The sequence below is a fragment of the Granulicella aggregans genome, assembly GCF_014203275.1.
GTDB lineage: Bacteria > Acidobacteriota > Terriglobia > Terriglobales > Acidobacteriaceae > Edaphobacter.
Map to the genome: position 1 here is coordinate 723,883 of NZ_JACHIP010000001.1, position 25,268 is coordinate 749,150.

The 25,268-nt window shown below is 59.2% G+C and carries 14 protein-coding genes; 7 read left to right on the top strand and 7 right to left on the bottom strand.

The features are described from left to right. The first annotated feature begins 42 nt into the window (after window positions 1-42). The 4 genes from HDF16_RS03095 to HDF16_RS03110 all read left to right on the top strand — a co-directional run bounded on the left by HDF16_RS03095 (window position 43) and on the right by HDF16_RS03110 (window position 7,638). The gene (locus tag HDF16_RS03095; RefSeq protein ID WP_184213674.1) at window positions 43-888 is read left to right on the top strand and encodes a hypothetical protein; all 846 of its coding nucleotides are present in this window, start codon (window positions 43-45) and stop codon (window positions 886-888) included. 44 nt (window positions 889-932) lie between these two features. Beyond that, a complete protein-coding gene (locus HDF16_RS03100; protein WP_432432233.1) occupies window positions 933-4,430 on the top strand; it encodes a carboxypeptidase-like regulatory domain-containing protein in 3,498 nt (1,165 codons plus the stop codon). After that, window positions 4,430-6,655 carry a VWA domain-containing protein gene (locus tag HDF16_RS03105; RefSeq protein ID WP_246408612.1) on the top strand — a complete coding sequence of 742 codons (2,226 nt, stop codon included), beginning with the start codon at window positions 4,430-4,432 and terminating at the stop codon, window positions 6,653-6,655. The genes HDF16_RS03100 and HDF16_RS03105 overlap by 1 nt, the downstream gene beginning before the upstream one ends. Window positions 6,656-6,717: 62 nt before the next feature. Further along, a complete protein-coding gene (locus HDF16_RS03110; protein WP_184213676.1) occupies window positions 6,718-7,638 on the top strand; it encodes a tetratricopeptide repeat protein in 921 nt (306 codons plus the stop codon). A gap of 7 nt (window positions 7,639-7,645) precedes the next feature. Here the strand turns inward: HDF16_RS03110 and HDF16_RS03115 are convergent, their stop codons facing one another. The 3 genes from HDF16_RS03115 to HDF16_RS03125 are packed head-to-tail and all read right to left on the bottom strand — an operon-like array spanning window position 7,646 to window position 12,878. After that, on the bottom strand, window positions 7,646-7,813 hold the full coding sequence (locus HDF16_RS03115) for a DUF5522 domain-containing protein (protein WP_184213677.1): 168 nt from the start codon (window positions 7,811-7,813) through the stop codon (window positions 7,646-7,648). Continuing rightward, window positions 7,810-12,231 carry a DEAD/DEAH box helicase gene (locus HDF16_RS03120; protein WP_184213678.1) on the bottom strand — a complete coding sequence of 1,474 codons (4,422 nt, stop codon included), beginning with the start codon at window positions 12,229-12,231 and terminating at the stop codon, window positions 7,810-7,812. Before HDF16_RS03120 ends, HDF16_RS03115 begins: the two co-directional genes overlap by 4 nt. Window positions 12,232-12,281: 50 nt before the next feature. After that, on the bottom strand, window positions 12,282-12,878 hold the full coding sequence (locus HDF16_RS03125) for a KdsC family phosphatase (RefSeq protein WP_184213679.1): 597 nt from the start codon (window positions 12,876-12,878) through the stop codon (window positions 12,282-12,284). A gap of 131 nt (window positions 12,879-13,009) precedes the next feature. On the opposite strand from HDF16_RS03125, the gene HDF16_RS03130 reads away from it, so the two are divergent. Continuing rightward, complete coding sequence (locus HDF16_RS03130; RefSeq protein ID WP_184213680.1) at window positions 13,010-13,279, top strand: hypothetical protein; 270 nt, start codon at window positions 13,010-13,012, stop codon at window positions 13,277-13,279. A gap of 68 nt (window positions 13,280-13,347) precedes the next feature. On the opposite strand, the gene HDF16_RS03135 is transcribed toward HDF16_RS03130, so the two are convergent. Beyond that, a complete protein-coding gene (locus HDF16_RS03135) occupies window positions 13,348-14,133 on the bottom strand; it encodes a DeoR/GlpR family DNA-binding transcription regulator (protein ID WP_184213681.1) in 786 nt (261 codons plus the stop codon). A gap of 270 nt (window positions 14,134-14,403) precedes the next feature. Here HDF16_RS03135 and HDF16_RS03140 point away from each other — a divergent pair, with 270 nt between their 5' ends. Together HDF16_RS03140 and HDF16_RS03145 are read left to right on the top strand one after the other, a co-directional pair. Then, window positions 14,404-17,874 carry a TonB-dependent receptor gene (locus HDF16_RS03140; RefSeq protein WP_184213682.1) on the top strand — a complete coding sequence of 1,157 codons (3,471 nt, stop codon included), beginning with the start codon at window positions 14,404-14,406 and terminating at the stop codon, window positions 17,872-17,874. Between the two features lie 153 nt (window positions 17,875-18,027). Then, entirely contained in the window at window positions 18,028-18,768 is a 741-nt protein-coding gene (locus HDF16_RS03145) for a copper homeostasis protein CutC (protein WP_221312447.1), read from the top strand. A gap of 12 nt (window positions 18,769-18,780) precedes the next feature. On the opposite strand, the gene HDF16_RS03150 is transcribed toward HDF16_RS03145, so the two are convergent. From HDF16_RS03150 to HDF16_RS03160, 3 genes are all read right to left on the bottom strand, one after another. Further along, complete coding sequence (locus HDF16_RS03150; protein ID WP_184214233.1) at window positions 18,781-20,322, bottom strand: GDSL-type esterase/lipase family protein; 1,542 nt, start codon at window positions 20,320-20,322, stop codon at window positions 18,781-18,783. Window positions 20,323-20,396: 74 nt separating this feature from the next. After that, complete coding sequence (locus tag HDF16_RS03155) at window positions 20,397-21,455, bottom strand: glycosyl hydrolase family 18 protein (RefSeq protein WP_246408614.1); 1,059 nt, start codon at window positions 21,453-21,455, stop codon at window positions 20,397-20,399. A 129-nt stretch (window positions 21,456-21,584) separates the two neighbouring features. Continuing rightward, complete coding sequence (locus HDF16_RS03160) at window positions 21,585-24,914, bottom strand: TonB-dependent receptor (protein WP_184213683.1); 3,330 nt, start codon at window positions 24,912-24,914, stop codon at window positions 21,585-21,587. Window positions 24,915-25,268 lie beyond the last annotated feature (354 nt).

Below are 25,268 nucleotides of genomic sequence, written 5' to 3' on the forward strand. Positions count from 1 at the left end.
ACTCGCTCCAAACGTCTACAGAGGCATAGGAAAGCAAGCACAATGCAAACCAGAGATCAGATCCGCTTCACGAAGACGGGGAGAGTTCCCCAAGGCGGCTTCGCATCGAAATCATCCTGCGTGGCCGTAATCGCTTTGGCGCTGCTGCTGGGGGTACCGACGCTGCGAGCGCAACAGGGACCGCCCGACGATGGGGCGGTTGCCATGGGCGCCCAGGGGCGCATGGTGCGTGGAACCGTGACCGCCGTCGCCGGGGACCATCTCTCGGTCAAGACCGATGCAGGCGATATTTTCCAGGTCGCCGTGACCACAAACACGCGCCTGATGAAGGAACGACAGCCCGTGAAGTTTGCCGACATCCACGTTGGCGACGGGCTTGGAGCGATGGGTGTGCTGGACGCGCAGGCCAAGACGATCCACGCCGCAGCTGTCTTCGTCGTCGATGCCGCGCAGGTGAAGAAGATGCGCGAGGACATGGGCAAGACCTACATCAGCGGCAAGGTGACGGCGATCGACGAGCTTGAGCTGACGATCCATCGCCAGGATGGGGTCACGCAGAAGATCACTGTGGACGAAGGAACGTCGTTCAAGCGCGGCGGTCGCAGAGCAGGCATGGCGATGCGCGGCGATGGAAGCGCTGACGCCTTCGCAGCGGGCGGCGGCGACAGCTCTGTTCGACCCGGAGGACCTAGTTCAGGCGGCGAGAGCATCACGCTCGCCGACGTAAAGGTTGGCGACACGGTAATCGGACCGGGAGTGCTGAAGAGCGGAGTCTTCGTTCCCACGCAGCTTACCGTGATCGACGCAGCTTCGATGGCGCGCCGCAAGCGTCCGGAGGGATCAGGGAACGCTACCGAACAGGCGCCTCCAGGGGCCGACCCTCACTGATGCGATCATCCCGTAAAAGGTCTTTCTTGAAAGGTCGCCGGAGTGTGTTGTCCTCGACCATGGCTGGCGTCATTCTCTTGTGTGTGCCAGGCTTTGCAGCGATGGGGATCGCGCAGACACCCGCCACTCTCGCGACCGCTGAAGCGGCACCACCAAAACCAGCCGCCGCTCAAGGCGGGACCATCTCAGGGACGGTGAAGAGTGGGACGATTCCGCTTCCCGGCGTCGCTGTGACAGCTACCAATACCCTCACCGGGAAGAAATATGCGACCACCACAGACATCACGGGCGCGTTTTCGATGTCGATCCCGAGGAACGGCCGCTACGTCCTTCGCGCCGAGCTTGCGGCGTTCGCTTCCGTCACACAGGAGACATTGATCAATGCCGACGGATTGAACGGCGGCAAGCCCGCACAGGTTGCCGACTTCGGGATGCAACTGGCGTCCCGGCAGGCAGCAGAAGAGTCGCAGACCGCAACCGTCAGCGGTGCGATCACGCGGGGGCTTCAGAGCTTGAACGTTCAGCGCGGCAAGCTCGACACTGCCGACGCCAGTAGCGGAACCGGGAACGCCGGTGCCGCGCTTCCCTCCGCCGCCACGGGCGACGCTGCGGGAAGCGACTCCGTGACCGTGTCGGGAGCCGTGGGGCAAACCAATGGCCTCGCGGGCGTGAGCGAAGACGACATCCGGCAGCGAATTCAGGATGCGATGCAACAGGCGCAACGCCAGGGTGGAGCGAATGGCGATGTGATGAACGCGGTCGCCGGGATGCTGGGCGGCATCATGTCGGGCGGTGGCCCTGGCGGTTTTGGCGGCCCCGGCGGGGGAGGTGGCAGAGGTGGTCGCGGCGGCGGGGGAGGGTTCCGTAACTTCAACCCCAGCCAGCCCCACGGGACCATCTACTACCAGGGTGCTTATAACGGACTGAACGCAGTTCCTTACTCGCTGACCGGAGCGCCCACGCCTAACCTTGGCGGCGCGCAGAACAGCTTCGGCATCACGCTTTCGGGGTCACCATCAATCCCGCACATCATGAAGGCGAGCAGTAAGCAGTTCTTCTTTCTCAGCGTGACGGGACAGCGGAATATCACGCCGGAGAACTTCTATGGAACAGTTCCGACAGACGTCGAGACAGGAAGAGCGACGCCGAACGGCCCAATCGCAAACAACCCTGATTTCTCCGCTCTCGGCATCGCTGTCTATGATCCGCAGACCGGCCAGCCGTTCGCGAACGACACGATCCCGAACGGACGATTGAGCTCGACAGTCAAGAACCTGCTCGCCTACTACCCTTCGCCCAACATCACCAACGTTGGAACGCAGAACTACAACTACCAGACGATCACGAACGCAGGTGCAAACCGCGATACGGCCTCGCTGCGCTACGTGCGCAACTTCGGCCAGAACGCCTCGAACCCCTTCGCCGGATTTGGTGGTAGCGGTGGAGGCGGACGCCGCAACGGCGGCAACTCTAACGGCCCTCCAACGATCACGCAGAACATCAACTTCAACGGCAGCTACAGCCACTCCGCAAGCGACAGCCGTAGCATCTTTCTCCCCTTTGGCGGCTCCAGTTCCAGCGACAGCTACGGTGTCACCGCTGGCTACACCATCAGCTACGGACGCCTGCGTAACAACGCATCGCTGAACTGGAACCGCTCCCACGCGTTCTCCACGAACTACTTCACCAACAAGGCGACCGATCCCATAGACAATGTTGGACTGAGCATTCCGAAGCCGGTGATCGGCGCAGACCCGGGCATCTACTACGGCCTGCCGTCGCTCTCGTTCACTGGCTTCACAGGCATCTCCACCCCGAGTCCGAGCGACAAGGTAAACCAGACGATCTCTTTTTCGGACTTCGTCGCGTGGAATCACAAGAAGCACAACATGCGCTTCGGCTTCGATATTCGCCGCGTCCATGCGGACTCTATCGGCGGCACGAATGCTCTCGGCACGCTGACGTTCTCCGGCTACGCCACGCAGTGCGTTGCGACTGATACCGCCACTTGCCCCACGACGCCTACCGGTTCCGGCTTCGCCGACTTCCTGCTTGGCCTGCCGCAGCAATCGAAGATTCAGGCGAGCGCCTTCAAGACGTATCTGCGCGCCAATGTATTCGACTGGTACGCCCAGGACGACTGGCGCGCGCTGCCAAGTCTGACGCTGAACTTTGGCCTGCGGTATGAATACTTCTCGCCGTACGTTGAAAAATTCAACCACCTCGTGAATCTCGACCACAACGCCGACTTCACCGCCGTCGCCGCCATCCTGCCAAGCCAGAAGGGTTCCTACAGCGGCAACTTCCCACGCTCGCTGGTCAACCCAGATCGCAATCTTTACTCGCCCCGGCTGGGCTTTGCGTACCGTGCGCCGGAGACCTTCCTGCCCGCGCTGACAAAGCAGATGGTGGTGCGCGGCGGCTATGGCATCAACTTCAACACCGGCCAGTACGCTACGATCGCATCACAGCTGGCATCTCAGCCCTCTCCGGCGGGCACGCAGCCCGCCTTCGCGATTACGCAGACCAACATCGCGGACTCACAAGGTTGCGGGGCACTCGCCCTGTCCAACGCCTTCGGCTGTTCGAATGCGACGGTGCAGAACAACTTCTCCGCCAACAAGGACTATCGCCTGGGCCACGTCCAGGTGTGGAACGTGGACATCCAGAAGACTCTGCCTCTGCAGATCGTCGCGAACATTGGCTACAACGGATCGAAGGGTGGCGGACTGGACATCCTGCGTGCGCCGAACCGCACCGCGTTCGGGCTGCTCAATCCAGAGGTGGCGGCGTTCAACTACGAAGATTCGCTGGGCTATTCGCGCTTCAACGGGCTTTCGATTAACGTGCGCAAGCGGATGCAGAAGGGCATCTCTCTTCAGGCAAGCTATCTCTATGGACACTCGATCGACGACGCGTCCTCGATCGGCGGTAGCGGCTCGGTCGTCGCGCAGGACCCCGCCAACCTCAGAGCAGAGGAGGCCAACAGTTCTTTCGACATTCGCCACCAGGTTAGCGGCAACTGGGTTCTCGAGCTTCCCTTCGGCCCTAATCGCGCCTTCCTCGCAGCCGGCGGCTTCTGGTCCAAGGCGCTCGACGGCTTTTCGGTCAGCGGTAACTATGCCTTCCAGACCGGAAGTTACTACACGCCGAACTTCGTGAATACGGTGCAGGAGATTGCCACGGGCGTCTCAAGCTCGCAGCGTGCCGACCGCAACTTCGCTGTGCCCATCTCAGGCTCGAAGACGTTTTCGAGCTGGTTCAATCCGGCGGCCTTCTCCGCCCCGGCCACCGGCGCTTACGGCAACGCATCGCGTAACTCGATCGAAGGGCCCGGTGTCGTCTCCGTAAATTCCTCGCTTTCACGAACGCTGCAACTAGGCAGCACGCGAAGCTTCGAGGCGCGGCTGCAGGCGAACAATGTCTTCAACACGATTCAATACTCGGGCATCAACACGACGCTGAACTCGCCAACCTTCGGACAAGTCTCGTCGGTAGCCTCGACGCGCTCGCTGACCTTCATTGCGAGGTACCGGTTCTAATGAAGACGCCGATCATGCCTCTAGTCCTTCACTCGCGCAGACTCGCTGCGACAATGCTCCTCGCATCGCTTTCCCTCTCGCCCATCGCAGGGGCAGCGCAGCAGTCGTCCGGTTCCGGAACCTTCACCATGAAGGTTGAGTCCAACATCGTTCTAACGAACGTCGTCGTGAGAGACAAGAAGACCGGAGAGGTGGTGAAGGGGTTGAAGGCCTCCGATTTCATCATCCTTGAAAACAATAAGTCGCAGAAGGTTGCCAGCTTCGACTACCAAAACGCCGATGAAGCGGTAGCTCTCAAAGAGAAAGGAACGGTCGCCGGCAAAGCCACGATTGCCGACATGCTGAATAACAACTTTGCTGCCAATACGGATGCCCTTCGCGATCACCGTCTGATCGTAATGTTCTTCGATCTGAGCAGCATGCAACCGGAAGACATCGACCGCGCCGTCGACGCAGCCAAGGACTACGTTAACAAGAAGATGCAGCCTGCGGACCTTGTCGCGCTGGTCAGTCTTGACACGACGCTGAAAGTCGATCAGGACTTTACCGCTGATAAGACCACGCTGCTTCACGGCGTGGGCCGCTACAACGGCTCCGAAGGCGGCGGCTTTGCAAATGGAGCGACTGGCTCCTCCGACGGCACTGCCGACGACGCCTCCAGCTACACCGCGGACGACACCGAGTACAACAGCCTGAACACCGATCGCGAGCTCTACGCAATTCGTGACATCGCCCGCTCTCTAGGACACGTCGACCAGCGCAAGAGCCTGCTCTACTTCTCCGGCGGCCTAACGCGCAATGGAATTGAGAACCAGGCATCCATGCGCGCAGCCACCAACGAGGCGGTGAAGGCCAACATGGCCATCTACAGCGTAGACTCGCGAGGGCTCGAAGCCATCCCTCCGGTCGGCAACGCCTCTACCGGAAGTTTGCGCGGCACGGCTGCCTACAGCGGTGCGGCAGTGCAGAGCGGCCTCTCTGGAAACTTCGCCTCGCAAGAGACTCTGGCCACACTCGCCGTCGATACCGGCGGTAAAGCCTTCCTTGACTCCAACGACTTCGCTCCCGCCTTCCAACAGATCCAGCACGACACCGAGGCGTACTACATCCTTGGCTTTCGTTCGACCGATGCCGCTAAAGACGGCCGCTTTCGACATCTGACGATAAAGCTCAACCGTCCTGACCTAAAGGACGCGAAGCTCGACTACCGGCCCGGATACTATGCCCAGGCCGACTTCCAGCACGCTAAGACGGAAGACCGCGAGCTTCAACTGACGGAGCAGCTTCATAGTGATCTGCCGGCGACCGATGTTTCCCTCTACCTGCAGGCGCTCTACTTCCGCGTGGAGAACAACGAGTTCTTCGTTCCCGTCTCGCTGATCGTACCGGGCTCGCAGATTCCCTTCATCAAGAATGGCGACCGCGATAAGGCGACGCTCGACATCATCGGACAGGTAAAGAATGCGCAAGGCATCATCGTCGGCAATGCTCGGGAGACGGTGAAGCTTGCACTTGACCAGGCTCAGCAAGTGCAGCGGAAGAACATTCAGTACTCCACCGGCTTCAGACTCGCTCCCGGACGGTATCACCTGAAGTTCGTTGTCCGCGAGAACCAGACTGGAGCCATGGGCAGCTTCGAGACCGACCTCCAGGTTCCCGATCTAAAGAAGGTTCCGATTAAGCTGAGTTCAGTTGTGTTAGCCAGCCAACGCACGCCGAACACCGACAAGCGGGCCGTAAGTCCGCTGATTCGCGACGGCTTCGAGTTCATTCCGAACCTTGCGCATGTCTTCCGGCCGGATCAGCATCTCTATTTTCTTTACGAGGTCTACGATCCGACGCGGGTCAAGGCAGGCGCGCCGACTGCAGCCGCGCCCACTCCCAAGGGCCTGACGCGGCGCGAAACCGGACCAGTACACGTCTTCACCAGCATTGAATTTCTTTCAGGCGGCCTGAAAGTGTACGAGACGCCTCTGGTCGAAGCGAAGGCAGTGAACGTCGCCGACCGCAACGCCGTGGAGTTCCAGTTCGACGTCGCGCTTGCACAATTGGCCCCCGGCAACTACATCTGCCAGGTCAACGTGATCGACGACGCGGGCGGCAGCTTTACCTTTCCGCGTACCGCCTTGTTGATAAAACCGAATGCAACGGTACCGCCCGCTCCCACGGCTGCACCAACCGGAGTTCCCAATACCGCAGGACAGGTAACGCCCCCGGCACAATAGCCACTTGACACTCGCGTTACGCGGGCGCAGAATCCTCCCCAAGTTTCCCTTGGGGGACTCTCATGATGCGTACGCTACCAATCCGTCTCTTCTCCGTTTTATCCCTCCTCGCGTTTTCCATTCCTTTGTCAGGCCAGACCGGCATTCCTGTGTCTTCGCGCGGATCTGACGATGCCGCTCGCGCGATTAGTCACTCCACTCCGGAGTGGAAGATGGTCGAACCGCATCTGCCCAACCCGTCAACCGCCAACGTCGCGGACCTCGAGATGCAGGGTGATCTGCTGCGAATTCGCCGTTTCCTCGAAGACGCTCTCGACTACTACGGCTATGCGTTGAAGCGTGGGGGAGAGCCTGGGGCTCTCCTGAACAAAATCGGCGTCACGCAGCTCGAAATGGGAAATGAGCCTATCGCGCGGGCTTTTTTCCAGCAGGCCGTTAAGGTGAAGCGTGGCGACCCGCAATCTTGGAACAACCTCGGTGCCGTACAGTTTATCGATCATGACTTTCCAGCCGCCATTCGCAGCTACAAGCACGCCATCAAGCTGAACAAGAAATCCGCCGTCTCGCACTCCAATCTAGGCATCGCCTACATTGAAGCGAAGGATGTGTCGTCAGCTAAATCGGAGCTGACAATGGCGCTCAAGCTCGACCCGGATATCTTTCAGCGGACCGCCTCGAACGGCTCGTCGCTGCATATGATTACAACCGGCGACCGCGCCAACTTCTGCTTCCAGATGGCGAAGGTCTATGCGCGGCTGCACAACGAACCGGAGATGCTGCACTCCCTCGAGACTGCGGCTGAGGCCGGCTTCAATGTACAGGCCGAGATGGCAAAGGACTACGATCTTGCACGCTACGTGAGAGATCCGCGCGTCGTGAATCTGCTCATGGTCGCCAAATCATTGCGCGACAGCCGGATAGCGCATAGCAGCCTCGTTTCGGCACTTCCACCGGCCAGTACACCTGTCGAGCCTGCCCGCTAACTTTTCGTTACTTGTAGGGGCAGTGGCGGCAATCGGAGTTGCAGCAGTATCCGCGCTTCAAGTGATAGGCCGCAGTAAAGACCATGTACGGGCCTTCGAAGTAAAAATCTTCGGGCGACAGCTCCGTAGGGTCCGGATCGGCAGCCTTCGAAGTGAGTCTTTCGGGATCGCTCATAGAGAGAACAATCCCGGAAGAGTCTGTTCTGCAGGGGGCTTCGGTAAGGGTGGTAGTTCGCCGGAGAAGATGACAGACCGTCGCGGCAGGCTGGGTCTTACGGTAGGACGGGTGCCCTCGTCGCACACGACAGCGCCGTTGCGATAGACAACAGACTTGCCGGGTACGGAGGAAACGCGTTCGCCGGGGACGGCGATTCCGGCAAGATTCATCGGATCCGCTGCCGCAACGACGATATCGGCGTCTGTAACGTGGCGGGAGAGACGCAACGACTCAACGGCCCCGGGCAGCGCAAACTGTTCGCCGCCGAATCCGCTGACAAAACGGCCGCCGCGAACCTCGCCGCGCGCCTCCAGGCGGCGCAGAATTCCCAACAGGTCACGCCATTTCGGAGCGTTCGATTCGCGCAGGAGCAGATCGCGAAAGAGCACACCGTAACGAGCCAGCAACATCTTCGCAGCGGACTCATGCGCCAGATCGGTGCGACGGGCCTGCTCTGCTCGGGTAGGATCCGTATGAACTTCCTCGCAGAGAAGCGACCAGCGGCCCGCCGAGCTGCGCGTCTTCTTTTCGGATGAGCTTGCGACGTGTTTACGGCGCGGGTCCATCATCGCGCGCAACTGGTCGAAGCCATCGGCAGCCGCAAGTCCTGCAGTTGCCAACTCCCACAGCGCCTGCTGCGTCTGCGGGCGTGTCAGCTCGGAGATTCGCTGCATATCGTTGGCGAAACACGCACCGCGTTGCTGTAAGAGGCCGCGCACCTGCAGCGCCTCCGGGCTGAGCGCAGCGGCAAGTTTCGACTCTTCGACGCATTGCTCTGCGAGAGCATACGGCAGCCAATCGGCGGTCTCGCGAACATAGAAGGTGATTGGAGCGGCATTGGTCGGAATCACGCGGCGTGGCGCGGCGCCATCGCCTTCGGACCACGCCGGATGCGGCGAGATCCTTCCCCATCCCACTGCCCCCGAAAGGCACAGCGCATCGAGCCACCGGGGATCGTATCCGGCGACGCGCGCGGGAAGCAGAGTCCGTTCCCACTCGACGGCTGGTGCTTCGAAGCCCTCGAGCTGACGCAGCGCATCGAGCACGCCTTCCTCACCCGTAAGCTGCGTCTGCGGCGCGAGATGCTGCCAGCGCAACAGCCAGTCCATGTAGACTCCGGGTGCGACCGCTTCAATCTGTTTGCGTTTCGTCCCCATGGTGAGCCGATGAATCCGCTGCAGGATGCGGCGCTCACACCACTCGATAGCGTGATCTTCTTCGGTCTTTGTGTTCTCAAAGACGCCGCGCATCAATAGCCCCTGCATCTCCATGGCGAGAAACGCCTTGAAGACGTCTGCCGCTCCGACTCGTAAGAACGAATCGAACGCTGCTGCCGTGACTGGTCCAAGAATTTGTAACCAGCCTTGAGTGCATTGCTTCAGTGCGGATTCTTTTGTAACTGCTGCAGGAGCTTTTTCCGAATCACCCCATAAGACGCCAACATCCGCGATACGCTCGGTCGCGATCCAGCACGGCGCACCGGCGCAATCCATGGTCGAGGCTCTGCCAGCATGCACCAATCGTTCGTAGAAGACGGGCCAGTGACGTGTCTCTGGTCGATCCAAGATCGACAGAGGCAGAGCGACCACGGACTGCAGCAGATCATGCAACTCGTGTTCGTCCCGGAGGTCGGGCCAGCATTCGCGACGCACTGTGTCGATGGCCGCCTGGTCCAGCCGCCCAGCCTCCTGCAAAATGCTGTCTGGAACGCCACGCCCCAGCGAGACCGCACGAGCGCGACGCTCTTCAAGACCAGCTTCGTCGAGATACGCATAGGGATTCGCATTCAGGAGCTCATGCGCGAACTGCGATGGAACGGGCGTGTCGACGGCGAGGCAGCGGATGCTCCCATCCTTGATCCCCTTCAGTACTTCGATCAGACCCTCGAGGTCCATCGCTTCCTGCAGCACGTCTTTCATTACCTCGTCGACCAGTGGGTGCGCGGGAATCTGAATGTCGCCGACGATCGTCTCGAAACACGCCGCAGCCTGGGGAAAGACACTTGCCAAGAGGTCTTCAGATCGCGTGCGCTGCACCTGCGGAGCGATGCGCTTGCCCTTCGACATGCGCAGCAGTTGCAGCGAACGGCCGGCCGCCCAGCGCCAGCGCGTCTTGAAGATGGGCGATGCGATCGCGGCCTGCTCCAGCAGCTCCTTTGCCGTATGTTCAGTGAGGAACTGGAAGACATCCGCGAGCGGAAAGCTATGCTGCTCGGCGAGTGAGATGTTGATGCCGTTATCTGTCGCCGCTGCCTGTAGCTCGAAGTTGAAGCCCCGGCAGAAGCGCTTGCGCAGCGCAAGGCCCCATGCCTTGTTGATACGTCCGCCAAAGGGAGCGTGCAGGATCAACTGCATTCCTCCACCTTCGTCGAAGAAGCGTTCGGCGATGATGGTGGTCTTTGACGGAACCGCGCCCAATACCGCACGGCCAGTGACGATGTAGGCGACAAGTTGCAGCGCGCCGCTGCCGCAGACGCCGCATTGTTCCTGGAGCCAATCGATGGCCACCGCGACCTCCGGCTGTGCGGGCGAGATAAAGCCGGGCGGCACATTCAGCGTCATCGCAGAGATCTTCTCGCGAAGTTCGCCCACGCCATCGCAAAGAACTGCCGTGCGTTGCGGGGCCTCACCGAACCAGAAGGGCAAGTTGGGAGGAGCGCCATGTGCGTCTTCGACAAGAACGCGGCCAGCGGCCTCTACACGCTGGATGCGCCAGCTTGTATTGCCTAGCAGAACCACGTCTCCGGGTGACGAGTCGACGGCGAAGTGCTCGTCGAGCGTGGCAATTTGTACCCCTTCCGGTTGCAATATGACATTGAACAAAGCCGTGTCGGGGATCGCTCCGCCGTTCGCTATGGCGGTCATGCGCGCGCCACGACGCGGGTGAAGCTGATGCTGAACGCCATCGCGCAACAGGTATGCTCCATAGCGGCCGCGACTCGCTTCGATGCCTGTATTCAGCAGCGTTACGATCTCGTCGAAGAGCTCACGAGTAAGGTTGCGGTACGGATACGCTCGCCGCATGACGTCGAAGAGAGTGTCCTCTTCCCATGATTCAGCCCCGCAGCAGGCGACGATCTGCTGCATCAGCACATCGATGGGCTGCTCAGGAATCTCGAGTCTGTCCAACTCACCCGCGCGCATCTTTCCGATGAGCGCGGCCTGCTCCAGAAGATCGTCGCGGGTGGTCGCGAAAAGACGACCCTTGGGAATCGCTCCGCGCCAGTGGCCCGCCCGCCCCACGCGCTGCATCGCCACCGCAACTGCCCGCGTACTGTTGATCTGGCAGACGAGATCGATGTCACCGATGTCGATGCCGAGTTCCAGCGACGCTGTTGCAACAAGGATCTTGATCTCGCCGGCTTTAAGGCGTTGCTCGGCATCGAGCCGGAGGTCGCGCGAGAGCGAGCCGTGGTGCGCTGCCACATGTTCAGCGCCAAGCCGTTCAGCCAGCGAGAAGGCGATCTTCTCCACCAACCGGCGCGTGTTAACGAAGACCAGCGTGGAGCGGTGATTATTGGCGTGGGCAGCGAGCTTGTCGAAGATCTCGCTCCACATGCCGTTCGTCGTAACCGAGCTAAGCTCGTCACTCGGGACCTCGATCGCAAGATCGAGATGCCGATGCTGTCCGACCTGAATGATCTTCGCCGGCCTGCGCGACGCATCGCATCCGACAAGAAACTGCGCGACCAGCTCAATGGGATTCTGCGTCGCGGAGATGCCGATGCGTTGCGGTGGCGTGCTCCGCCCTGTGAGGTGCGCGCCAGGAGAGAGCCTGTTTTCGCCCATTATCAACGCGTCCAGCCGCTCCAGCGAGAGCGCCAGATGCGCGCCACGCTTGTCGTCCGCGATGGCATGAATCTCATCGACGATGACGGTACGGACATGGCGCAGATGTTCTCGCGACTTGCCCGCCGTCAGAAGAAGGTAGAGCGACTCCGGCGTCGTCACCAGGATGTGCGGCGGAGTGCGCAGCATCGCGGCACGATCCTTCGTAGGCGTGTCGCCAGTGCGTACGCCAGTGCGAATCTCCGGGCAGAGAAAGCCGCGCTGCATGGCAAGCTCCTGAATCTCACGCAGCGGCAGTTCGAGGTTCTTCTGCACGTCGTTCGAGAGCGCCTTCAGGGGCGAAATGTAAATGACCTGCGTCTGCGGCGGGAGAGCGCCGTCGATTGCCTGCCGCAGTAGGGTATCAATGGCGACTAGAAACGCCGCCAGCGTCTTGCCTGAACCGGTTGGCGCGGAGATCAGAGTCGGATCGCCGCTGACGATGCTGGGCCAGCCTTCGATCTGCGGTTCGGTGGGAGAGCCGAACTTCGCGAGGAACCACTCCGACACGACCGGATGCGCCCAGGCGAGACTGGCTTGAGTTTCCATGCGCTATTGTAGCGCGGGTCTTCGTACTTTATTCGCCGAACGATCCACAGCTACATGCCGCCGTTACCGACATCCGCGGCAGCGGCAGCAGGATTTTCTGCGTCAAGATACTCTTCGATCACGCGATCCAGCGAACCTTGCGCCGCAAGGATGAAATCGATTGCATCGCGCCCGGCCCCATGACCTCCGCCGTTCGGCGTGACGTAGTGGGCCATCGCCTTCACCTGCGGCCTTGCGTTCGCGGTCGCAATAGCGAGACCGCAGATCCGCATAACGGGGAAATCGACGATATCATCGCCCACATAGGCGAGCTCTTCCATCGTGGTGCCTGTTTTGGCAACGATCTCTTCCGCGGCAGCGAGCTTGTGCGCCTGTCCCTGGTAGATGAACTCGACCTTGAGATCATTGGCTCGAATGGCTACTGTGCGGGAGCGGCGCTTGGTAATAATGCCGATGCGAAGGCCGCCGAGCCGGGCGAGCGAGATGCCCAGGCCGTCGTGGGCGGCGAAGCCCTTGAACTCGATGCCTTTGGCGTCGGCGCTGGAGCTTTCAGGAAGGACGAAGATCTGGCCGTCGGTCAAGACGCCATCTACATCGAACACGATGACTTTGATCTTTTGTGCGCGTTCTTCAGCGGAAATCGGCATTCCCTGATCTTACAGTCCAGGCCCACGGTAACGTTCCTCATGCAAATAAATCGGGACTATCGCGACACGCCCCGGGGCATGCAATCACTAGATAGGGACGTGCGAATGCACGCCATGATTGGAGAATCACCATGACGACTGCAACTGCAACACACGGAGTAGCGGCGGAGCATATCAAACGCTTCGATAAGAAAGTCACTGACATGCGACGTGCCGTCGCTGCACTTCCTGCGGACGATTCGTTCGAGACGCTGTTGAAGTTCATTCATCAGCCGGGCTGGACAACGATTGCCGAGGGCATCTTCTTTGAGGGCCTCGTTGATTCCATCACGCACCAGTCGCAGCAATTGGCCAATCTGCACTCCCAGTTGATGGCCGGTGCGGCACAGGTCGGGCGCTAGCCGTTCCGTCGAACGGGCAAGGCCGGCGCAAGGTTCCCCGGCTGGCCTTCCCTGTCGCTTAACTTACTTCAAACCAAGGCAACACTTACTCCCTGACGCTCGAAGAGTTCCAGCATCCCGGGTTCCGCGCTGTTATCTGTGATGATGCACTGAACCTGTTCGATGGGACACACCTGCATGGCGGAGATCATGCCGATCTTGCTCGAATCGGCTACGACGACGACCTGCTTGGAGTGCTTCACCATCTCATTCAAGATCAGCGCCTCGTCAGACTCAATCACAGTGATCCCGTGCTTCGGGTGGACGCCGCAGGCTCCGAGAAAGAGCTTGTCGAAGAAGAGTCGCTGCAACGAATCGAAGGCCGTCGCACCGACCATGGAGAACGAGCCCGGCCACCGGATCGCGCCGCCTGTCAGGGTGATGCGAAGATTCGGCAGGCTGGATAGCTCCATGCCGATGTTCACCGCGCTGGTCACGATGTGGATTCCTTCGCGATGCCGCAGGCTGCGGGCCACCTGTGTAGTCGTCGTGCCAGGGGAGAGCGCAATGGTCTCGCCATCGGCGACCATCGCGGCGGCCGAAAGCGCGATCCGCCGCTTCTCATCCGCGAATCTCTCCTCCCGCAAGGGGAACGCTGCGTCGAAACGGAACGGCTCGTAGGCCATCTTTCCGGCGACCTCAGCCCCTCCATGGCGGCGATTCACGAGGCCTCGTTCTTCCAACTTGATCAGATCACGGCGCACGCTGGCCGGCGAGGCATCCACGGCCAGCGCTAGTTCCTCAACGCTGCCCTTGCCCTTTTGCAGCAGCAGATGAAGTATCTGCGTCGCCCGATCTTGTTTCGTTGCAGTCATTTCCTAGCGAATCTCCTTCGGAACCATGCTACGTGAAGCGGGAAACAGACGCATCGTTTGTCTTGTGCAACCGATGAAGCAGTTTATTCAATTTCGTGACGCATAGTGAAAATAATCGTCACGTTTTTGATTATTTGATTGACAGCTCATCAACAAATTCCTATTCTCAGTTCTCACAAGCCAATCTTTAATCGCACATTCACAAGCCGTGACCGATTCCGGATTCGGTAGAGCCACAAGACAATTCCGAACCAACAGGAGTGTTCGACAATGAGTACCAAGACCAACCGCTTTTTCACCGCTCTCTGTCTCCTCTTGCTGGCCGCGAGCTGCCTTCTACCGAATCTGGCCGGCGCCCAAACCGTTGACGGAGCCGTGACCGGACAGGTGACAGACGCTAGCGGAGCGGCGATTCCCGGCGCGACCGTGACCGTGACCAACACCGCAACCGGGGTGAGCACGCCGGTCCAGACCAATAAAGACGGCATCTACTCGGCGCGTTTCCTGCCAATCGGGCAGTACAAGATCAGCACCACGGCGACCGGCTTCGCGGAGAAGCAAACCGCGCCTTTCCCGCTTGAGATCAATCAGACGGTGAAGATCAACACGGTGCTGGCAGTCGGTGGGGCCAACAGTTCCGTTGAAGTGACCGATTCTGCGCCAATCATCAACACCACCGACGGGGTGATCGGAACGACATTCTCCGAGAACGAAATCCAGACCCTTCCGCTTGAGGGTCGCAACTTCGAGTCAGTCGCCCTGTTTACGCCGGGCGTTGTGATGACCGATCCAACCGGGTTGACCGGCAGCAATGCCATTGAGCGCAGCACGACGAGCAACAACCTGATCTCTGTAAACGGAAATCGCGGCCAGGCAAACTACTACACCCTGGATGGTGTAGACCTGAACGAGCCACAGAACAACCAGATCTCCTATAATCCCGCGCCCGATGCGCTGCAGGAGATCAAGGTCATCTCCGGGAACGCGCCTGCCATCTACGGCAACGTGAACGGTGGCGACATCGTGTCCGTTCTGAAGAGCGGAACCAACGCGTTCCACGGCAACGCCTATGCCTATCTGCAGAACGACAAGCTGAACGCCAACAGCTGGATCAACAAGAACCGCGGACAGAACATCAATCGCTATACCCAGACGACGTTCGGTGGCACCTTCGGCGGCCCGGTTCGTATACCGCACTTCTATAACGGTCACGACAAGCTCTTCTTCTTCGGCGACTATGAAGGCGTTCGTCGCCCCGCCAGCAGCGCAGCTTCCTACCAGGTACTGACGCCCGCCATGCTGTCCGGCGACTTCTCTGCGATCCCTTTCCAGCTTTACAACTCCCAGGTCTTCAACACCGCGACCAACTCGTACCAGCCGTTCGTCAACAATCAGGTACCGGTCAACAACCCCGTTGCAAAGTACCTGGCTGCGCACTCCAATCTTTACCCGACACCGAATGCTCCAGCCGATACCGGCACCTATATTCCCCGCTTCAATGGAACCGAGCGCGGCTACCTGGTAAATAACCAGTTCGATGCCAAGATCGACTGGACCCCCGGGACCGCCGACCACATCTCTGGTTTCTATGCGCAGTCGCGGGCGCGCGACGGTAAGGACACTGTCTTCCCGATCGGCTTTTCGGGCGTGAACAGCTTCCCGACGACCTTGTTCGGAGCAAGCTGGGTCCACACTTTCTCCTCGGCGATCGTGAACCAGTTCAACGCCGGCTTTACGCGGACCAACTGGAACCAGGGCGTGCCGATCGATCGCTTCGGCAGCTTTGGGACATCCGGCGACCAGCAGGTTGGCATTCCCTTTGGCGCACAGCGCTATGTTGGATTCACCGAGCAGACCATCGACGGAGCTCAGTCGATCGGGAACCGCGCCGCACCGCAGCTGCTTATCGATAACACATTCGGTTACAACGACAACTTCACCTGGCAGAAGGGCAAGCACCTCCTTACGATCGGCGCTCAGGCGGTTCGCTACCAACAGGACTATACGCAGAGCCAGAACGCCGGTGCTCTCGGCTTCTTCCACTACAACGGAAGCTTCACCGAAAATCCCGCCGACTCGTCCAACTCACTGCCTGCAGCTGACTTCATCTTCGATGCGGCGCACGACAATGGCCTCCAAGACGGTGGCGAGTTTGGCAATCGCCAGTGGCGGGTTGCAGGCTACTTCCAGGACGACTGGAAGCTGCTTCCCAAGCTGACCGTCAACCTCGGCATCCGCTACGAGTTTGACCAGCCCATGACCGAGGCCAACAACAAGAACGCGAACATCATCCCCCTGAATGGCGGTACGCTCGAATACGCCAAGGCCGTTCCGTTCGGAGCGCCGGCGGGCTCGATCGTTTGCCCCACTACCGCCTGCTATAACGCCAACTACAAGCAGATCATGCCGCGCATCGGCTTCGCCTATCAGGCCGCCTCGAACATCTCGATTCGCGGTGGCTATGGAGCGACCAGCTTCTTCGAAGGCAACGCTGCCAATCAGCGCCTCACCGATAACCCGCCACTCGTCTCGACCTTCAACCTCACGGGCATCACCGCGAACTACAACGCCGCTAACCCTGCCGCGAGCTCCGCTGGCGTCGCGATTCACGCATCCCAGGGCTTCACGGTCGGATCAAGCGCCTTCTCGGCAAATGGTTCCGGGTATAGCGCATGGCCGCAAAACATTCAGCCTGCCTACATTCAGCAGTACAACTTGACGCTGGAGACGCAGCTCAGCTCCAATACTTCCCTCTCAATGGGTTACGTCGGCCAGACCGGCCGCCACCTGATCGACTACGGCAACGAGAATCAGTTCACGCAGGCTCAGGCAAAGGACGTGAATGCCCTGCTAGCTGCCAACCCGAACGCAACAATCCCCACGGCTGATTTGACGCCCTACTACAACCTCGCCGGAGCCGGCGGTGCCGTCCTCGTCACAGAGTCCCGTGCCGTGTCGAACTACAACGGCCTCCAGGTAACCGTTCGCCGTCAGCAGTCCCGCGGCCTTGAGTACAACTTCAACTACACCTTCGCCAAGTCCATCAGCAACGCTGCCGGCAACTACGGCGTTCCCAACACCGCTACGACCAGCGGCGATCAGACCTTCCAGGATTACTACAACAGCAAGGCCGACTACGGTGTCTCCGGCGACGACATTCGTCACCAGTTCAATGCCGTCATCGTGTATGCCCTGCCCTACGGTCGCGGACGCCAGTTTGGTGCCGGATCGAACATCTTGCTGCAAGAAGTACTTGGCGGATGGTCGCTGACCAATGCCTTCAAGGCCTTCACCGGTCCGCCGGTTACGATCACCGCGAATGGCGGCAACACTAACTCCTATGGTGGCGCCCGTGCAAACCAGTACGGACACATCAAGATTCGTAACCGCAACATCAACCACTGGTTCGGAACTGACCCTTCAGCGACAACCTGCACAGATGGCTCCGGCGTTCAGACGAATGGTTGCGCTTATGGCCAGGCTTCCACGTACGAGTTTGGCACCGCAGCCAATGGCACTGAGCGCTCGCCGGGCTACTATCAGCTCGACACGTCGCTGTTCAAGGACTTCCAGGTCATCCGCGAGCAGAGCCTCGGCTTCCGGGCTGACTTCTTCAACATCATGAACGTCGCTGACTATGCCAATCCGGACAACAACATTCATGACACCAACTTCGGTGTTATCAGCAATGTTCGCAATCAGGAACGTCACATTCAACTCTCGCTCAACTACAAGTTCTAACTCTGTCTAGCTCTGTAAGACGCGGGTTGGGAGTTTACGCTCCTAGCCCGCGGCTGAGTTTTATCAGCCGGTATGATTGTCTGGCAACATTGTCTTTTTTCATGTTCCGGGCATTCGTTGCACCGGTTCAGTTTTGTAGTGAAGAGCAATCCAATGCGCAAGATAGTTTTTGAGTTGTGTGCCGAGACGATCGATGCCTGTCTCGCTGCCAAAGAAGGCGGCGCCAATCGCATAGAGCTCTGTTCCGCTCTCAGCGAGGGCGGCCTTACACCTAGCCACGGGCTGCTCTCCTACGCAGTCGCGCAGAGTGGCCTTCCCGTACATGTATTGATCCGTCCGCGTGGCGGAGACTTTGTCTACTCCGCGGCGGAGATCGCCGTGATGTGTACCGATATTGAGCACGCAAAGTTGTGCGGAGCTTCAGGAGTGGTACTCGGCATCCTGCGCCCCGACGCGACCGTTGACGTGGAAGCGACACAAGCCATGGTCAAGATGGCCCGGCCGATGGAGGTCACCTTTCATCGTGCCTTCGACGTTACGTCATCGCTGCCACAGGCACTCGAAGATGTGATTACGAGCGGGTGCGAGCGCGTTCTCACCTCTGGAGGCGAGCGCGACGTCATGGTCGGGGTTCATTCTCTGGCAGCACTCGTGGAACAGGCAGCCGGTCGAATCGAGATCGCCGTAGGCGGCGGCCTGCGCATCCAGAATGCGGCCTCACTTAGCCAGACGATTGGCGCCCAACACTTCCACGGATCACTTCGCCGGAAGACTTCAGCCCACACCGTTTCGACCGCGGATGATGCGATCGACGACTCTGAAGCTCTGGGCTTCGACTACACCGTCGACGCAGCGGAGATTCGGACGATGATCGATCTCCTGCAAAACGCCTAATCAGCGTTTGACCTACGGTGTAGTGTTCAGCTTGCGAAATGTATCCGCCAAGGCATCGGCCCAGATTTCGTATCCAGCATCGGTCGGATGCACACCGTCTGACATCATCGACACGGGCAACGTTCCATCAGCGTCGAGAAACTTTGCGCCGATGTCGAGGTAAGTAACGGAAGCATCGTTGCCGAAGCGAGCTGACAACAGCTTGTTCGTCGCAATGATGCTGACGCGGAACGGATCCGCCGCGCTTCGTCCACGCGGAAGTATTGCCATGACGATCAAACGGCTGCTCGGAGATCGTCTGTGAAGCTCCTCGCGGATCGCTTCGATGCCGGCGACAATCTCCTGTGGAGTACTGGCGCGGGCGTTGCTGCTTCCGGATAGGTTGTTCGTACCGATCATAAGGACGATGGCTCGCGGCGTAAGGCCGTCAAACTCCCCCTGCCGAAGCCTCCAGAGAACATTCTGTGTCCTGTCCCAACCGAAGCCAAGGTTGAGCACGGCACCTGCATCGTCCCTGAATAGATGTTGCCACGCCGTCGGCCCGTTGACGTGGTTTGCATTCGGCAAGCCGCCCCAGAAGTGCGTGATGGAATCGCCGATCATCACTACCCTCGGATTGATCCGCAGCTTCGTATTCAGTTCTGCATGATGCCTCGCATACCAGTCGTACGAGTCCTGCTCAAGCTTCGGAACAGGTATCAGCGCCGTGTTGATCTCCGTCATAGCGTCAAGCGGCATCCGGGGCGAGTCGCCCATGAGCTTCGCCAGCGTCGGTTCGATCGCCTCCGCCATCATGCGCTGCCCGTTGGTGTCCGGATGCAGCGGCTTGCCATGCTGCGGCAGGCGCGGGTCGTAGAAGATCGAAGCATCGAGCTTGTTGTTCTTGTAAAAGATCGATCCCACCTCCAGATAGGTCACCCTTGGATTTTCGCTATAGCCGTTTGCGAGATAAGCGTTGACTGCCAGGTCCGTTTCCGTCTTCGAATCTGAGATATCGCTCGGCAGGATGCCGAGCAGGAGAATCTTCGTCTCCGGCAGACGCTGCTCGAGATTTGCAATCACTGCATCAATACCGACCTCTGTCTGCTCCGCACTCTCGGACTTGAAGCCTGTGTTGTTAGTTCCGATCAAGATCAACGCGACCGTCGGGTGAAGGCCCGCAACCTCGCCGTGATCGAGCCGCCACAATACGTTGGCCGTGGTGTCTCCGCTGAAGCCAAGGTTCAGTGCCTTACGGGGCTCATAGAAGGTCTTCCAGGTTGGTTGAAAGTTTTCGTCTGGCAGCGTCGACTTGTCGTAGTTGTTGGTGATCGAGTCGCCTATCAACAGAAGCTGGGTGTCTGGATGCTCAGCAACATCGTGCAGAACGGCCTCATGTCGCTGCTTCCACCAGTCCTCCGAGAGGCGATCCGCAGGAACCATCGCTGGATTCCCTGCTTGATTCAACGGCGCGGGACCGCTTGCGATCATCCTCATGGGAAGCAACGTAGCGGTCACGAAGATTACAGCCAGGTTTAGAGCGCATCCGCTCTTCTGAAGTCTTCTAGCCCACATCCGTTTCACGGTCCTCCTTAGACGGCGTGGGCCCGCTTGCGCGGGCCCACTTTGCGAAGCCTACCAGAACGGGACTATCTGCGACTTGGAACGGCGTCCCAGATGGAGGGATCTTCGTCGCCCAGATCCCAGGAGCAGATGCTGAAAACCTTATTGCTGCCTGCAAGCTCATAGCGATCCTTGAACGCGTGCTTGTCGGTCCAGAAGATCCACTCGCGCATCTGGTCGCGGTAGTAGTAGAACCAGGGCGTGTGGTCCACCTCATCCCATTGTGGAACTCCGTGGAAGCGCTCACGAAGCATCTCGATCTCCGGGCCGGAGATAAAGTCCGAAGTCTCGTTCGGCTTCTTCTCCGCCTTACCCAGACCGGGATCGCCTGTGTACCAGCGATATCCATAGATAGCTATGCCCAGCGAGAGTTTCTGCGGGGGAACAACCTTCAGAGCATAGTCGAGGTTGTCCTTCGTCCAGATCCATCCGCCGACAGGTCCGGGAGTTGTCCAATGCGTGTGCTGGTCATAGGTCATCAGGCAGATTGTGTCGACCGATTCGGCCAATGCCTTCAGGTCGTAGCCACCGCGCCACTCCTCGAAGATCCACTTGCCAAAGGCCGTTTCGCCTGCGTGCCCCGGAGCGTTGGGAACGACATCGATCTGGATCTGCAGATGCTCCGCGTGCAACAGGTCGGCGGTCTTCTTCACCATCGCGGAGAGAGCATCGCGATCGGTCCACATCACATCTTCGACGTCATAGTTGATGCCGTCGTAGCCATGCTCTTTGCACTCGCGAAGTAAGGCCTTGTTCATCTCGTCCTGCGCCTTCTGATCATTGATCAACTGATGGATCTTCACATGATCGAAGATCGCAAACAGCGGGACGATCGTCAGGTGCGAGGCCTTAGCCGCCTTGAGAACAACTTCATTAGGCTCACCCGTCACAAGCCCGGTCTCGTCGATCTGATACCAAGTCGGCGAAATGATATCGATCTTGTCCTTATGCGCCATAAAAGAGTTCACAGCGGCAACACCGTTGCCCATCCAGAACTCAGTCTTCTGGGCGTGTGCTGCCAATGAACTGAATATAACTACCGCGCCGATGCTTGCCATCAGCAATTGTTGGAATCGTCTCTTCATCTTTGCCCTCAACTCCTATGCTACGAAAGAAAGTGTTGGCCACGGCTCAATACCCGCAAAGATAATGCCAGCCAGAGTGCGGTCTCCCGCAATTCTGGCTGGCATTTATTTCGGTTGATGCGAACCTGCTTAGAAGGTGAGCTTCAGCGCGAGTTCGATCTGGCGTTCAGTGGAGACGGTGTCGCTAATCTGGCCGAAGCTGCTCGACGAGATGTCGTTCTGCGGCGATCCCAGGCTGGTCGTGTTGAGGACGTTGTAGAAGTTGGCGCGGAACTGGAGGTTGGTTCCTTCACGGATCGCGAAGGACTTGCTCAGGTTCGCGTCCACTCCCTTGTAGCCGGGCGAGCGCTCGGAGCCGACAGCTGCTGTTCCGAATCCGGTCGTGCTCTCCTGACCATAGGCGCAAGTTCCGTTGTCCTGGTCGACACCGCAGGCGGTCGCCGAGGGGTCAGTACCGAACCAGTGATCGACCGAACGGCCCTTCACGATCAGCGTGCGATAGTGGTTGCCGCGGTTTGCACGCTGATTGACTGAGTAGTTACCCGGCGAGCTGACCGTGAACGGGAAGCCGGAGTGGAGGTTGGCGATAGCACCAAGCTTCCATCCGCCGACCGCTTCGTCAAGAACACGGTTCATGTTCGAACCGTAGAGACGTCCACGACCGAAGGGCAGTTCGTAGTATCCGGCGAAGCTGAAGATGCTCTTCGCATCGAAGAACGCCGGACCGTAGTCGCCGCGACCGTTGTACGCATCCTGCCAGTAGGCGCTCTGCGATGATGTGTGGCTGCCGCCGTAGTAACCGAGGTTGTTGGTCAGGCCCTTGCTGTAGGTGTAGTTCGTCAACACTTCCAGCCCGTGCGTGACCCGCTGACGGCCAGTGACCTGCAGCGAGTTATAGTTCATGCTCGACTCCGACTCCGTGTAGCTGATGTTCGAGATACCCGAGATCACTGGATTCGGTGATGCGGCAGAGAACGGAGCGAGTTGCGAGAGGGTTGTGATCGGCAGAGGGCAGGTGGGGCAGGTGCGCTGGTTGCCCTCACGCGGATCGACCAAGTGGTGTCCGCTCTGTCCCAGGTAGGCGATGATGAGCGACGTGTTGGCCGAGAGCTGCGTCTCGGTCGTCAGGTTGAACTGCTGGATAAGAGCGGGCTTGAGGTTGGGCTCCCAGGCGCGAACGTTTCCGGACCAGATATTGGTCGAGGTGGGCAGCGGGAAGCCGTTTCCGGTCTGGAAGTAAGCGCTGTCGCCGCTCTGCGTACCAGCCGAGTTACTGAAGAAGGGTGGGTTGAGCGTCAAGCGAAGGTTCGCGCCTGTGCCCTCGAGGAAGTTGGTGATGCCATATCCGCCGCGAATGACGAACTTGCCCTTGAGGTCTGCAGGCGAGTAAGCAAACCCGACGCGCGGCATGTAACCGTTGTAGAACGGTTTGTAGAGAGCGGCGCTGGCACCGTTCTGTCCGGCGATGGTGATGGCACCGGTCGCGAGGCTCAGGTTCGACTCGCGATCGTGCGACTCATACAGCGGCTGATCATACTCCCAACGCATGCCCAGGTTGATGGTGAGGTTCGGGGTGACCTTCCAGTCGTCCTGGAAGAAGAGAGCGTCGCGCCACTGGCGCTGGCCCCACTTGGTGACGTAAGAGCCCTGGCCAAAGGCGGAGGACTGGTTGAGCAGAAAGTCAGCCCAGGCATCGGTGGTACCGTACGTCTTTTGGCTGTAAGTGCCGTTGTAGTCGAAGTGGCCGAGAACGCCGTCATTACCGGAGTAGTTGCGGTTTGATTGATAACGAATCGCCGTTCCGCCAAACTTCAGCGAGTGCCGGCCAATCTGCCAGCTCACGTTGTCACCGTAGGTAAAGGCGTTCGTGAGGCTGTCGTTCTGGACGCCGTTGCCGCCGAAGGCTGGGGTACTCCCGGACGGGCTACCGAGATTGTTACCGCTGATGTAGATGCCCGCGAGACCCGGAGCAACCTGGCTTCCGGGGATGCCTGCATCACTGTTGCCATTTGCGCCAATCTTGCCGGCGGGATCCGAGACGAGGTTCGAGAAGCGACCGCGGCTGAATCCGGCACGCGCTTCGTTCACCACATTGTTGGAGATGACGTGAGTCCAAATGACTGAGAAGCCGGTATAGGGGCTGATGTTGGTTCCACCAGGACGAGTAGGAATGGAGACCTTGCTGTCACCGTCGTACTCGCGCCCAATGGTGAAGCGTCCGGAGAGGTTGTCATTCCTGGTCAGCTTGCCGTCGACCTTGATGTCGCCCTGGTTGTTCGTCGTAGCGCTCGATCTCGTTCCGACGTAGTTGTTCAGAGGTGCGCTTCCATCAGCATTCGCGGCCACGTTTACGTTGGGAAGCGGATAGATCTCAGGATGTGCGAAGAGATATTGTGCAACGGGATTAAGGATGGCAACATTCTGTTGAAGCCCCGGGGCGAAACCGGCGCGCATGGCAGCGGTCGCCACGCTGTCACCTTCGGTGGTGTTGTTGTGCTGACGGGCACCCTGATAGTCCACAAAGAAGAAGAGCCTGTCGCGGAAGACCGGGCCTCCGAGTGTGCCGCCGAAGATGCTACGGTTCAAGTCCGGAACCCCGCCCCTGCTTGCAGGATCGGCGAAGTGCTTGTTCGTCCAGCTGTCGGCATTCAGGTTCGTGTTCTCAAGGAACCAGAAAGCGTTTCCGTGGAACTGATTCGTTCCGCTTTTGGTGACCATGACGACCTGGCCGCCGTTGGCGTTGCCGTACTCTGCGGTGGCGTTGCCGCTGATGATGTGCAGTTCGCCGATCGCGTCGACGTTCGGGGAGAAATTGATGTAGTTGTCGATCGCGTCGTTGATATCGACGCCGTCCAGCGTGTAGTTGTTGGTCTGCTCGCGGTTGCCGTTAACGAAGAAGCCGGAGTTATAGGTAGGGCGACCAACGCTGTTGGCGTTCGCAGGCGCGGTGGCGACGGCTCCCGGGGTAAGGGTGGTAAGGGAGGAGAAGTTACGTGCCTGGAGGGGCAGTTCGGTTGCAACCGCGGCCGTGATGGTAACTCCCGTTGTCGGATTCTCGGCGTTAAGAATCGGTGCCGTGTCTGTGACCGTAACGGCCTGGCTGTCCGCACCCACCGACATCTTCACGTCGATACGAGCTTCCTGTTGAACCTCCAGGCCGAACTCGCTGGTGGCCTGCTTGTTGAAGCCAGGAGCGTCGACTTCAACCTTGTACCGGCCGATCTGGAGGAAACGGATAAAGTAGATTCCGTCTTGATTGGTGTGGGTAGGGGTCGCCACGCCGGTCTGGACGTTCGTGGCGGTGACGGTAGCGTTCGGGATAATCGCTCCGGTCGAGTCAACGACGGTGCCTGTGACCGCTCCAGTGATCGTCTGCGCGTATGTCCTACACGACGCCAAGAAAAGAATGGCCGTGAATAGGATCGCAAGCGGTTGCGAAAGTGCTTTCCGTTTGATCATGCTGCCTCCAAAATGTGGGACGTTCGTACACTGTGAAATCGGATTGATCGCTACTGGTCTGCAACGAAGTGCGGCATCCGATGTGTGTGTTACCTGGACACGCGCCTGATGGCCCCGAGGTTCGTGTCTGTGGCTACTTGCGTTGGCGGAGCTCCTGGCGCGAAAAGGTGGAAGGGCACGGGTCTAGACTTTTTGATAGGACCAAGAGCCATTTTTTTGTTCAAATGGAGCCAAGGTGAACAAAACTGATTGAATGAAAGAAATTTATCCCTGTTGCGGAATTTTTACAATAAATAAATTTCATCGGAGATGGGATATGTCTTGGGAAGTGCATAAATCTTCAGAATTCTGCTC